Here is a 10,727-nt window from a genome sequence, read left to right as displayed (position 1 = left end):
ATCAGATCTCCTCTTACGCCGGAGCGCAGGGGGCGAAATCCTCATCTTTCGCGGACCTGAACGTTGTCCAGCATGGGTCATAAACCCATCGGACTTCATCGGTCCTGCGAAACCGGGCCGGGTTGAACGGCCCGAGTTCGCGGTGCGTTCTTCGCATTCCATTCGAATCGGGGTACACATTTAACCCCGTCGGAACGCGTCGACCGGCCGCGTCGGCGGCCGGCCGGTGCCCCCTCGTCGGGGGCTCTTCGCATTCCATTCGAATCGCGGTGTACACTTAACCCCGTCGAACCGAACCCGCCACGTCATGCGGTTTCATGGCGCGAATGAGGGGTCTCGTGACGGCGGTCCGGCCTCGGATGCGTGGCTGGTAGCGCGTCGCACGAAAGAAACACGGGAGCGGACGAACGGGACGGGCGAGCTACTCCTCGTCGAGGTACTCGATTCCCTGTTTGGAGACGTTTGCCTTCGTGATGTCGTCGAGGTCGTTGAGCCAGAAGTCGTCGTCGGCCTCGTCGACCTCGGGAGCGCTCGCCTTCCACGCCCACCCCTCGTACTCGTGTACCTTTTCCGTCCCCTTCTCGCGGAGCCTGAGCGTGGTTCGCTCCGCCTCCTCCTCGGAAGGGCCGGGTTCGAGAGTCCGAGCCGCCTTGAGTGCGGCCTGTCTCGGCATGTTCCCGGAGAACTCGCTCGGTTCCGACCCGTCCTCCTCCCGGAGGGCGAAGTTTCGCTTACCGTCTTCACGTACCATGGTTTTACCTCCGTGTCAACTCAACACACAGCCCGTAATAAATATATCGGCGAAATGAAAACTGATCGGCACGTCACTTATAAGTGCGCCGGGACGGGCTGGCGATTTCGAGACGGTGTCGAGTCGGCCGATGGGATCAAGCGACGATCGACCGCCCGGGATCGCCGGTTCTCCTCGGATACGAGGAGTCGGAGACGTAAACAACACTTATATGTCTCCTGTGGCGAAGTGCGAGCCATACACCCGCGATGGTTCGCAAAAAGAAGCTCAGTCCGAGTGGCGCCAAAGACGACGACGGGGAGTACCACAACGTTCACGTGAACCTCCACGAGGACGAGCTCGCCGTCGCCGGAATGGAGATCGGCGACGAGGTGTTCGTTCGCGTCCGCGACGGCAAGATAATCATCCAGAAGGCGGACTCCGACCCTGAACAGCTCGAACACGACTTCTGAGGCCATCGCGGTCCGCCATCGACGGGTCCGGAGGTGTCCGCTCCGTCGCCGTTCGGACCGAACTCCGCCGTCTCTCCGACGTCGGCGGGTCGGCGGATTGATACCGGTCGACGACGAGAACCGACCGATGGGTCTCTACGACCTCGTGAAGCCGGCGTTGTTCGCGCTGCCGGCCGAGACGGCACACACCGCGGGACATCGCCTCCTCCGCGGCGTACAGGGAACTCCGATCGAGCCGGTTCTCCGAGAACGGTACGCGGTCGAAAACGAACGGTTACGAGTGGAGGCGTTCGACGCCGCGTTCCCGAACCCGATCGGCGTGGCCGCCGGGTTCGACAAGAACGCCGAGGTGCCGCGGGCGCTCGCCGCGCTCGGGTTCGGCCACGTCGAGGTCGGCGGGGTGACCGCCGAGGGCCAACCGGGGAACCCCCGACCGCGACTGTTCAGGCTCCGCGAGGACGGCGCGTTGATCAACCGGATGGGGTTCAACAACGAGGGCGCGGACGCCGTCGGCGACCGCCTCGACCGGGAGCCGATGCCGGACGTGCCGGTCGGTATCAACATCGGGAAGTCGAAATCGACGCCGCTCTCTGAGGCGGCCGACGACTACCGCTACACCTACGAGCGCGTCGTGGCCGCGGGCGACTACTTCGTCGTCAACGTCTCGAGTCCCAACACGCCCGGACTCCGCGAGTTACAGAACCGCGAGGCGCTCGAGGGGATCCTCGGAAGCCTCTCGGAGGCGGGAGCGTCGCCGCTCTTAGTCAAGCTCTCGCCGGACCTCCCGCGGGAGGCGCTCGTGGAGGCGCTCGCCGTCGTCGACGACCTCGGTCTCGACGGAGTGATCGCGACCAACACGACCGTCTCGCGCCCGGACACGCTGGAGAGCCCGAACCGCGCGGAGCGAGGCGGGCTGTCGGGGAAACCGATCGAGGACGCCTCCACCGACCTGGTCCGATTCGTCGCGGAACGGACGGACGTGCCGGTCGTGGGCGTCGGCGGCGTCTCCGACGCGGCGGGCGCATACGAGAAGATCCGTGCCGGCGCGTCGGTGGTCCAGCTGTACACCGCGCTCGTCTACGAGGGTCCGGGGCTTGCGTGCTCGATCAATCGAGGACTGCTCGACCTGCTCGACCGAGACGGGTTCGAGACGGTCGAGGACGCGGTCGGCGCGGACCTCGAGTGACGTCGGACGGGGCCGCCGATCAGGCCTCGATCGCGTTCCGGACGATGACGACGACGTCCTCGACGTCGAGGAGTTCGCCCTCGCCTGCGTACCGTCTGTCCTCCTCGATCGAGAACTCCCCGTCCTCCAGCGTCACGCCCGCGACGTGGAGTTCGTCGCCGTCGATCTCGTAGTCGTCGCTCGCGAGGGCGGCGTCGATGTCGCCGACGCGGTCCCCGTGTTTCGGGCCGACCGTGGCGTAATCGAGGTCGATCCCGGTGACCACCGTCTCGACGGGCGCCTCGGCGTCCGGATGGACCTCCAGATCCCCGACGTGCATCACGCCGGTGATGTCGGACTCGAACCCGCGGATGTCGGCGTACACCTCGACCGCGTCGAGGTCGGCGTTGAGCGGGAGCTGGTTCTCGCTTTTGTATCGGCGGAGCGCGCCCACGACCGCCATGGCGGCTCGGCCGGCGTCGGCGTCGGCGTCGAGCCCGAGCGGTTCGGGCCAGTCGGCGAGGTGGACCGAGTCGGTCGCGCCCTCGCTCGCGTCGTCGACGTCGGCGGCTCCCGCCGCGTCCGCGTACATGTCCTGCCACAGCTCCTCCGTGACGTGCGCGAGCACGGGGGCGAACAGCTTCAGGAACCGCCGGTGGGCGGTTCGGAGCGTGTACGCCGCGGAGGCGTCCTCGCGCTGTTTGGCGATCTCGAGGTAGTCGTCACAGAAGGTGTTCCAGAAGAAGCTCCGGATCCCGTCGCGCGCCTTCGAGAACTCGCGGTTCTCCAGGCGCTCGGTGAGCGTCCCGATCTCCCGGTCGAGCTCCGCGAGCAACCAGCGGTCGAGTTCGTGGAGGCCGCCCTCCGGTTCGTCGGGGTACGGCTCCGGCGCGAGCGACTCGACCAGCTTCGAGGCGTTCCAGAGCTTCCGGATGAGCTTCTCGCCCGCGCGGAGCCCCTTCTCCTGATAGGGGAGGTCGTCGCCGATCGCGGAGCCGGACGCCCAGAATCGGGCGGCGTCGACGGGGTACTCCTCCAACACCGCGTCGGGGTCGACGACGTTCCCCTTCGATTTCGACATCTTCTCGCGGTTCTCGTCGAGCACCATCCCGTTGATCATCGTCGACTCGAACGGCACCTCGCCGGTGTGCTCGTAACACTTGATCACGGTGTGGAACAGCCAGAAGGAGATGATGTCGTGGCCCTGCGGCCGGACGTCCATCGGGTAGATCTCCGGGCGTTCCATGACGAACTCGCCGGCCGCCTCGTCGTAGTCCCAGCCGGCGTTGATGAGCGGGGTGAGAGAGGAGGTCGCCCACGTGTCGAGTACGTCGTCCTCGGGGACGAACTCGCCGTGACCGCACTCCGGACAGGCGTCGACCGGCGGATCGTCGGAGAGCGGGTCGACGGGGAGGTCGGCCTTCTCTGCGACGACCTCGTGGTCGCAGTCGGCGCAGTACCAGACCGGGAACGGGATCCCGGAGGAGCGCTGCCGGGAGATGAGCCAGTCCCACTGGAGCCCCTCGACCCAGTGTTCGTAGCGCGTGAACATCTTGTCGGGGAACCACTCCATCTCGCGGCCGGCCTCGAGATACTCCTCGCGCTTGTCGAGCACCTCGATGTACCACTGCTCGGTGACGAGGAACTCGACGCTCGTCTCGCAGCGCTCGTGGACGTTGACGGTGTGAGTGATCTCCCAGCGGTCGAGGAGCGCGCCGGCGTCGTCGAGGTCCTCGACGATGGCCTCGCGGGCCGTAGAGGAGTGGAGTCCCTCGTACTCGCCCGCCACGTCGGTCATGTGGGCGGACTCGTCGATGGCGACCCGGAGGTCGAGGTCGTGTGCCTGGTACCACTCGATGTCGTTCTGATCGCCGAAGGTACAACACATCACGATCCCCGAGCCGGTCTCCATGTCGACGCGGTCGTCGGCGATGATCGGGACCTCGTGGCCGAACAGCGGGACCTCCGCCTCGCGGCCGACCAGATCCCGATTCTCCTCGTCGTCGGGGTGGACGAACACCGCGACGCAGGCGGGGAGGAGCTCGGGCCGCGTGGTGGAGATGGTGAAGGCGTCCGGGGCGTCGCCCGCGTCGGCGACGTTCGGGTCGTCGACGACGCCGAACTCGATGTCGTGGAAGTGCGAGTCCCGTTCGTCGTCCTCGGTCTCGACCTGCGAGATGGCGGTCTCACACTCGGGACACCAGATCGCCGGGGCCTCCTGGCGGTACTCGCGGCCCTTCTCGTAGAGGTCGATGAAGGAGAGCTGGGAGACGCGCTGGACCTCCGGCGAGATGGTGCGGTAGGTGTTGTTCCAGTCGATGGAGAGGCCGACGCCCTGCATCTTCTCGGTGAAGTCCTCCTCGTACTCCAGGCACACCTCCCGGCACTTCCGCTGGAACTCCCGGCGCTCGAAGTCCTGGTGGCGGACGTCGAGCTCGCGCTCGGTGAGCCGCTCGGAGGCGATCCCGTTGTCGTCGTAGCCGAACGGGTAGAACACCTCGCTGTCGTACATGCGGTGGAACCGGGCGACGACGTCCTGGAGGATCGAGCCGTATACGTGGCCCCAGTGGAGGTTCCCGGAGACGGTCGGCGGGGGCGTGTCGATGGAGAACGCGGTGTTCGGATCGACGGGGTCGTCGGGGTACGCGTACGTCTCCTCGTCGACCCATCGCCGCTGCCAGTGCGGCTCGGCGGTGTCGGGGTCGTACTCTCCGCTGGGCATTATCGGGTGGGATTTCCCGCGGTTCCCTCTTAACGGCCTCGGTTACGCCGGAACCCGGCGGTCGATCAAAGCAAGTGATCCGGCGCGCGCGAGCAACGCGCGCGAGGGAGTCGGCCGGCCGGAGCGACGCGGAGGACGGCCGACGAGGCTGGGGAGGTGTGAGGTGCGGGGCTGTGCGGTCGGGTGGGACTCAAAGGGGCAGTCGCCGGCGGCTTCGCCGCCGGCTGCCAGAGGCGCGGAGCGCCTCGCTGTCGCGAGGGCGAAGCCCGACGACGCAAGCACCGCAGACCGTGAACGGAGTGAGCGGTCGAGGAGCGCAGCGAGTCGCGCGAGTCCTCGCGGCTGGGGCTTTGGTGGTGTTCACCGCGACAGCAACGACGTAGATCCGAGCAATTGGGACTTTGGAACTGTCCAGTGCTTCGAAACCGACGTTCCGATCAAGGCGCGACGCCGACCGTCAAGAGCGTTCCCCACGTCCGGTAGCGGTCGACCATCGCCTCGCGGCGCTCCCAGTTATCCGTCGGGAACGCCGACGCCGGCGGGATATCGGTCTCACGGTCGGGGATCGCGTCCTGTTCGGCGACGTACAGCCCGGCCTCGCGGAACGCCTCGCGGTACTCCTCGCGGCTCCACAGCGTCATGTCGATCGAGATGTTCTCCTGCCACGCGTGGGTCTGCTCGCTCTCGGCGAAGTAGTTCACCGCACAGTAGAACGTCCCGCCGGGGGTCAACACGCGACGGACCTCCTCGAGGGTGTTTTTCGGGTTCGTCGCGTAGTAGAACGCCTCCATCGAGAACACGTGATCGACCGAGTCGTCGGCGAACGGAAGCGAGTCGAAGTCGCCCACGAGGAAGCCGACCGCGTCGTCGTCGGTGTACCCGCGGGCGTTCCGGGCCATCTCCGGCGCGCCGTCGAGACCGTAGCCGCGGCCGATCCCGCGTTCGCGGAGCGCCCGGAGCGCGTAGCCGGAGCCGGTTCCGAGATCGAGGACGACGTCGCCCGACTCGACCGGCATGCGCGCGAGGACGTGTTTCGCGGTGTGCCAGTGGCGGTCCTCCATCCCGCGGTCCTTTCCGGCGGCCGCCCACTCGTCGAACTCCTCTCTGACGCTCATACCGGACGGAGGGCCGGCGGGGTCAAAACCGGATCGACGGGGAGCGACGGGCGGCGAGCCGGAACCGGACGAACGACCGACGGCGACCGAGGATCGCACGAACGACGCGTTTTTCTCCCGAGCCCGGGTGATAGGGGTATGAAACGCCCGAGCCTTCGTCGACCGCGATTTCGGGTCGCCGACTCCGCCCAGCAGATGGTCGGCGGGTTCCTCCTGGCCGGGCCGTTCGTCGTCACCGAGGAGGTGTGGGTCCTCGCGAGCGGGATGAACGGGATCCAGGCGGTCCTCACGGCCGTCATGGTCGCCGCGATCGGGTACGCCACGCTGTACCGTGCCGACACCGGTCGCGACCCCGAGGCCGAACAGGAGATCGTCGGGATCCCCGTCAGGTTCCTCTCGTTGATGACCGTCTCCTTCGGGTCGGTGGTCGTCCTTGCCGTCCTCTTCGACGCGCCCGACACGTTCCTCATCGAGCAGGGAGTGACCGGGTCGGACCTGTGGGTGACGACCGCCAAGGCGGTCTCCGTCGGCGCGGTCTTCAGCGTCGTCGGGGCCGCGACGGCCGACAGCGTGTTCTGATCGGCGGACGCGAATCGACCGGGAGTTCACGGCCGGAACCTCACACCACCGCGGCGACGACCGCGAACAGGATCAACACGCCCGCGATGTCACACACGTTCGTCACGACGGGGATCGTCGTGTCGTCGGGGTTGAGCCCGACCCGATAGGAGACCTCGACGGCGACGACGCTCGCGGTCACGACGAGCACCGCGAGGAGCATTCCGGAGACGAGCGCGATCAGGAGCACGCGAGCGAGCGCGAGCGTCCCGCCGAGCGCGACCCCGATGGCCCAGGCCGCGACCCCGACGAGCCCGAAGACCGTCCCCGCGAGCCCGAAGACGGCGACCACGTTGGCGCGCACGTCCGGGTTCGAGAGGCGGGGCTCGTAGGTCCCGAGGTATAGCTGCGTGGTGAGCCGCGAGCACATGATCGACGCGAGGTTGCCGGCCGTGCCGATCTGAACCGGAAGTAAGACGAGAAGCGCGGGATACCGTAGCAGGGTCGCCTCGAAGCTCTCGAGGACCGTTCCCGAGACCAACTGGAGGACCGACAGCCCCGCCAGAAGCGGGATCATCGTCCGGACGATGCGGCGGATCGACCACTCGTCGACGGGAGTCGTCTCGACGGAAGCCGCCTCGACGGGAGTCGTTCCGACGGAAGCCGCCTCGGAAGCGTCGACGGCGGCGTCGACATCGGCCTCGGCGCCGGCGGCGGTATCGGCGTCAACGTCGACGTCGGCCTCGGCGCCGGCGGCGGCAGGCGAGTCGTCCGCGAGGGGATCGGTCACGTGATCACCCCCACGACGTAGATCCCGACGAGCAGGAAGAAGACGCCGAAGACGTCGCCCAGCGTCGTCACGACCGGCCCGATCACGTTGTCGGGGTTGAGCCCGCGTCGGTATCCGACGAAGATGACGGTTATCAACACCGAGAGCATCAGGACCGCCGAGAGGAAGCCGGCCACGAGCATGATGCCGACGAGCTCGAACAGGTTCCCGCCGCCGCCGAGAACGAAGAGGGTGAGGTACGTGATGACCGCGATGAACACGGAGACCGTCATCCCGTTGATGAAGGAGGCGACGATCGCGTTCGTGAGCCGCCGGTCGAGCTCGAACGTCGGCTCGATCACGCCCTGGTGGAGCCCGGTCGAGAGCCGGGCCCCGAGCGAGCCGTAGACGCCGCCGCGAGTCGCGAGAAAGGCCGGGAGGAGGAGCAGGATTCCGGGGACGCTCTCGATTCCGGACCGCATGGTCTCGGAACCGAGGATCGTGCCCGCGAACAGCCCGGCGACGAGGCTGACGAGGACGACGGGGAGCGCCTGCCGGTAGACGTCCCGGGCGCTTTCGTGACCGTCCATGCGGACGTACCGACGGGAGGCCCCGTGAAAAGCCGTCCGGCAACGGAGCCGTCCAGCGGTGGAGCCGTCCGGCGGTGTTCGACCGAGCCGGTTCCGGCCCGCACCGTTAAGTCGGTCCGGCCGGTTCCCCGTGTATGGACTACGCGCTCGCCGTCGAGAACGGACCCGAAACGATCCCCGGGGGGACGGGGCTCCTGCTCGTACACCCGAGCATCGGCGAGACCGACCGGATCGACACCGACTTCCTGAAGACCGACACCGACGCGTTCCTCGTCGTCTCGACGCGAACGACCGCGCGCGAGGTCGAACAGAAGCTCGAGTACTACGACGTCGACGAGGAGAAGGCGACGATCCTCGACACGCTCTCCGTCGAGCGGGGGTACTCGCGCCGCTCCTCCGACGACGTCTACTACGTCTCGGCCCCCGACGACCTCGACGGCGTGGTCGACCGGGTCGAGCGGTTCCTGGACGAAACGGAGGGAAAGCGCCGCGTTTCCGTCGACTCGCTCACCGAGATGGCGTACTACGCGGACGACGAGGCCGTCTACGAGGCTGCCGGGGAGATCCTCGAGCTGTTGAAGGAACACGACGCGGTCGGGATATTCCACCTCTCCGAGGAGGTCCACGAGGTGGCGACGCTCGACCGGTTCCGGGAACTCTTCGACGGGGTCATCTCGCTCGACGGCGACGGCAACGTCGACTTCGACCTCTGAGCTGCGACTACTCCTCGCGTAGCGAGGCGAACGTCTTCTCCGCCCACTTCACCGCGTAGGGAGCGCCCCGGTCGCGATACGCCGCGGTGTCCAGCGCGGCAAAGGGCGCGGGGAGTTCGAGCCCGTGTCGCACCGCCGAACAGGCGTACTCCGTCGCGCTCGGGAAGTCGGTCTCCCCGCGGGCGACCTCGCTCGGGAGGTCACCGAGCCGCCCCTCCAGACGCTCCCCGGCGTCGATCCACGCGTCGTACAGCCGCGGGAACTCCCCCTCCCACGAGGCGAAGACCTCCCGGGTGTGGAGGCCGACCCACGCGTCGTACAGCGCGGTCGCGACCTGGAAGACGGCCGCCGAGTCGAACCGGGGGGCCGTGGAGTCGGGTCCGGCGGTCGCGGAGTCGGGGGAAGCGGACCCCTCGGCGGTCGGAGCCGATCCGCGAATCGCCTCGTCGAGATCGCGGTATCGCGGCCCGAAGAAGGGAAGGAACGTCTCGGGGAGCCGGTTCCCGGGTTCGTCGGGCGAGGCGACCGCCCCCGCCGCCGGCTCGACCCCGATCCGAACCAGCCGGTCCGCGATCAGAAAGGCGAGGAAGTCGTCGGGCGTCCCCTCCGCGCGGCGCTTGAGGAGGACCGCCTGCGGGTCCGTCTGCGTCGTACGGACCGCGGTTCCGTCCCCGGGAAGCCCGACCGTGAACGTCGGTCCCGCGTATCGTCGGAGGGTCTCGGGGGCGTCCGCCGGAAGCCACTCCTCGGGACACGAGAACGGGTCGAGCGCGTCGACGAACAGTCCCAGGTCCTCAGCGGCCGCGGGCGGGAGGGTCTCGAACTCGGCGTCGACGTCGACCACCGGCGAGCCGGGCGCGTGACGGTCGCGAACCGCCGCCAGGTCGGCGTCGAGATCGCGAGCCGAGAACATCACCCGGCCGTTCCGAAGACGTACGAGAGGATGATAAGCACCGAAAGCGCGGCCGAGATCCCGACCGTACCGAGGACGATCTTGGTGGATTTGCTCATGGTGGAGATGTGCGCGCCGGCGTGTTAAATTCATTCGGTCGACGGCCGCGGTGGCCGTCCGTCCGGTCGCATCGGAGGCCGTCCGTCCACGGACTTATCCGCCCGGCCGAGAGACGACCGGTATGCGGATCCGTGACGCACTCGAGTCGGACGCCGAGGCGCTCGCCGACGTGACCGGCCGACCGGCGGACGTGCTCGTGGACACGATACACGACCGAACCGTCAGAGTCGCGCTCGACGGCGACGGTGACCGCGATGGCGATCACGACGGCGACGGGAACCGCGGAACGGAGGGCGGTTTCGACGCGACCGACGGGCTCGACGGCTTCGTCGCGTTCGACGTCCGCAAGGGGAGCGTTCACGTGACCGACCTCGCCGGGACGCCCTCGGCGCTCGAGCGGCTGGTCGAGGAGCCGAAGCGGTTCGCGAAACGCGAGGGGATGGACGTCGAGGCGGTCCTCGTCGACGGCGAGGAGCGCCGAGCCGACGCGCTCGAGAACGCCGGATTCACGGCCACGGGACCGGGACCGCGGTTCGAGGGCAGAGCGACCACGCGGTTCCGACTCGAGCGCGACGAGTGACGGGATCGGTCGGGTGAGTCCGGTCGGTCCCGTCAGTCGAGTCCGGTCGGTCCCGTCAGTCGAGTCCGGTCGGTCCCGTCAGTCGAGTCCGGTCGGTCCCGTCAGTCGAGTCCGGTCGGTCGTGTCCGGCGTCAGCGACGACCGACCGCGATCACAGCCGGTCGGCGAGGTCCTCCGCGAAGTAGGTCACGATCAGGTCCGCGCCCGCGCGCTTGAGCGAGACGAGCGACTCGTGGGCGACCGCCTCGAGGTCGAGCCAGCCCTTCTCGGCGGCGGCGTGGAGCATGGCGTACTCGCCGG

12 protein-coding genes and 1 pseudogene are annotated in these 10,727 nt (G+C 68.0%); 5 read left to right on the top strand and 8 right to left on the bottom strand.

Annotated elements, in window-relative coordinates; all coding sequences use genetic code 11:
- Positions 1–421 precede the first annotated feature (421 nt).
- The gene (locus F3H10_RS15645) at positions 422–751 is read right to left on the bottom strand and encodes a non-histone chromosomal MC1 family protein (protein ID WP_149785693.1); all 330 of its coding nucleotides are present in this window, start codon (positions 749–751) and stop codon (positions 422–424) included.
- Positions 752–999: 248 nt separating this feature from the next.
- On the opposite strand from F3H10_RS15645, the gene F3H10_RS15640 reads away from it, so the two are divergent.
- Both F3H10_RS15640 and F3H10_RS15635 read left to right on the top strand, forming a co-directional pair.
- Complete coding sequence (locus F3H10_RS15640; RefSeq protein ID WP_008001971.1) at positions 1,000–1,203, top strand: AbrB/MazE/SpoVT family DNA-binding domain-containing protein; 204 nt, start codon at positions 1,000–1,002, stop codon at positions 1,201–1,203.
- A 127-nt stretch (positions 1,204–1,330) separates the two neighbouring features.
- Positions 1,331–2,389 carry a quinone-dependent dihydroorotate dehydrogenase gene (locus F3H10_RS15635; protein ID WP_149785692.1) on the top strand — a complete coding sequence of 353 codons (1,059 nt, stop codon included), beginning with the start codon at positions 1,331–1,333 and terminating at the stop codon, positions 2,387–2,389.
- A 19-nt stretch (positions 2,390–2,408) separates the two neighbouring features.
- Here F3H10_RS15635 and F3H10_RS15630 read toward each other — a convergent pair whose 3' ends face one another.
- Both F3H10_RS15630 and F3H10_RS15625 read right to left on the bottom strand, forming a co-directional pair.
- The gene (locus F3H10_RS15630) at positions 2,409–5,090 is read right to left on the bottom strand and encodes a valine--tRNA ligase (RefSeq protein WP_149785691.1); all 2,682 of its coding nucleotides are present in this window, start codon (positions 5,088–5,090) and stop codon (positions 2,409–2,411) included.
- A gap of 437 nt (positions 5,091–5,527) precedes the next feature.
- The gene (locus F3H10_RS15625) at positions 5,528–6,205 is read right to left on the bottom strand and encodes a class I SAM-dependent methyltransferase (protein WP_149785690.1); all 678 of its coding nucleotides are present in this window, start codon (positions 6,203–6,205) and stop codon (positions 5,528–5,530) included.
- Between the two features lie 138 nt (positions 6,206–6,343).
- Here F3H10_RS15625 and F3H10_RS15620 point away from each other — a divergent pair, with 138 nt between their 5' ends.
- The gene (locus tag F3H10_RS15620; RefSeq protein ID WP_149785689.1) at positions 6,344–6,784 is read left to right on the top strand and encodes a DUF2391 domain-containing protein; all 441 of its coding nucleotides are present in this window, start codon (positions 6,344–6,346) and stop codon (positions 6,782–6,784) included.
- A gap of 40 nt (positions 6,785–6,824) precedes the next feature.
- On the opposite strand, the gene F3H10_RS15615 is transcribed toward F3H10_RS15620, so the two are convergent.
- Together F3H10_RS15615 and F3H10_RS15610 are read right to left on the bottom strand one after the other, a co-directional pair.
- Entirely contained in the window at positions 6,825–7,340 is a 516-nt protein-coding gene (locus F3H10_RS15615) for a magnesium transporter (protein WP_149785694.1), read from the bottom strand.
- A 209-nt stretch (positions 7,341–7,549) separates the two neighbouring features.
- On the bottom strand, positions 7,550–8,122 hold the full coding sequence (locus F3H10_RS15610) for a magnesium transporter (RefSeq protein ID WP_149785688.1): 573 nt from the start codon (positions 8,120–8,122) through the stop codon (positions 7,550–7,552).
- Between the two features lie 134 nt (positions 8,123–8,256).
- On the opposite strand from F3H10_RS15610, the gene F3H10_RS15605 reads away from it, so the two are divergent.
- Positions 8,257–8,835, top strand: a complete 579-nt coding sequence (locus tag F3H10_RS15605) for a DUF7090 family protein (protein WP_149785687.1) — start codon at positions 8,257–8,259, stop codon at positions 8,833–8,835.
- Positions 8,836–8,842: 7 nt separating this feature from the next.
- Here the strand turns inward: F3H10_RS15605 and F3H10_RS15600 are convergent, their stop codons facing one another.
- Both F3H10_RS15600 and F3H10_RS16640 read right to left on the bottom strand, forming a co-directional pair.
- Positions 8,843–9,748 carry a DUF7089 family protein gene (locus F3H10_RS15600; RefSeq protein WP_149785686.1) on the bottom strand — a complete coding sequence of 302 codons (906 nt, stop codon included), beginning with the start codon at positions 9,746–9,748 and terminating at the stop codon, positions 8,843–8,845.
- Complete coding sequence (locus F3H10_RS16640) at positions 9,748–9,846, bottom strand: hypothetical protein (RefSeq protein ID WP_425545169.1); 99 nt, start codon at positions 9,844–9,846, stop codon at positions 9,748–9,750. Before F3H10_RS16640 ends, F3H10_RS15600 begins: the two co-directional genes overlap by 1 nt.
- A 122-nt stretch (positions 9,847–9,968) precedes the next feature.
- Between F3H10_RS16640 and F3H10_RS15595 the strand changes: the two genes are divergently transcribed.
- A complete protein-coding gene (locus F3H10_RS15595) occupies positions 9,969–10,427 on the top strand; it encodes a hypothetical protein (RefSeq protein ID WP_149785685.1) in 459 nt (152 codons plus the stop codon).
- Between the two features lie 151 nt (positions 10,428–10,578).
- Here the strand turns inward: F3H10_RS15595 and F3H10_RS15590 are convergent.
- Positions 10,579–10,727: pseudogene (locus F3H10_RS15590) on the bottom strand (porphobilinogen synthase); the annotation flags it as partial.

This window comes from Halorubrum aquaticum (genome assembly GCF_900113615.1).
GTDB lineage: Archaea > Halobacteriota > Halobacteria > Halobacteriales > Haloferacaceae > Halorubrum > Halorubrum aquaticum.
This window is presented reverse-complemented; position numbering and strand designations above follow the sequence as displayed.

Coding starts and splice junctions, on each gene's coding strand:
- F3H10_RS15645 (WP_149785693.1), bottom strand. CDS start 751: ATGGTACGTGAAGACGGTAAGCGAAACTTCGCCCTCCGGGAGGAGGAC.
- F3H10_RS15640 (WP_008001971.1), top strand. CDS start 1,000: ATGGTTCGCAAAAAGAAGCTCAGTCCGAGTGGCGCCAAAGACGACGAC.
- F3H10_RS15635 (WP_149785692.1), top strand. CDS start 1,331: ATGGGTCTCTACGACCTCGTGAAGCCGGCGTTGTTCGCGCTGCCGGCC.
- F3H10_RS15630 (WP_149785691.1), bottom strand. CDS start 5,090: ATGCCCAGCGGAGAGTACGACCCCGACACCGCCGAGCCGCACTGGCAG.
- F3H10_RS15625 (WP_149785690.1), bottom strand. CDS start 6,205: ATGAGCGTCAGAGAGGAGTTCGACGAGTGGGCGGCCGCCGGAAAGGAC.
- F3H10_RS15620 (WP_149785689.1), top strand. CDS start 6,344: ATGAAACGCCCGAGCCTTCGTCGACCGCGATTTCGGGTCGCCGACTCC.
- F3H10_RS15615 (WP_149785694.1), bottom strand. CDS start 7,340: ATGATCCCGCTTCTGGCGGGGCTGTCGGTCCTCCAGTTGGTCTCGGGA.
- F3H10_RS15610 (WP_149785688.1), bottom strand. CDS start 8,122: ATGGACGGTCACGAAAGCGCCCGGGACGTCTACCGGCAGGCGCTCCCC.
- F3H10_RS15605 (WP_149785687.1), top strand. CDS start 8,257: ATGGACTACGCGCTCGCCGTCGAGAACGGACCCGAAACGATCCCCGGG.
- F3H10_RS15600 (WP_149785686.1), bottom strand. CDS start 9,748: ATGTTCTCGGCTCGCGATCTCGACGCCGACCTGGCGGCGGTTCGCGAC.
- F3H10_RS16640 (WP_425545169.1), bottom strand. CDS start 9,846: ATGAGCAAATCCACCAAGATCGTCCTCGGTACGGTCGGGATCTCGGCC.
- F3H10_RS15595 (WP_149785685.1), top strand. CDS start 9,969: ATGCGGATCCGTGACGCACTCGAGTCGGACGCCGAGGCGCTCGCCGAC.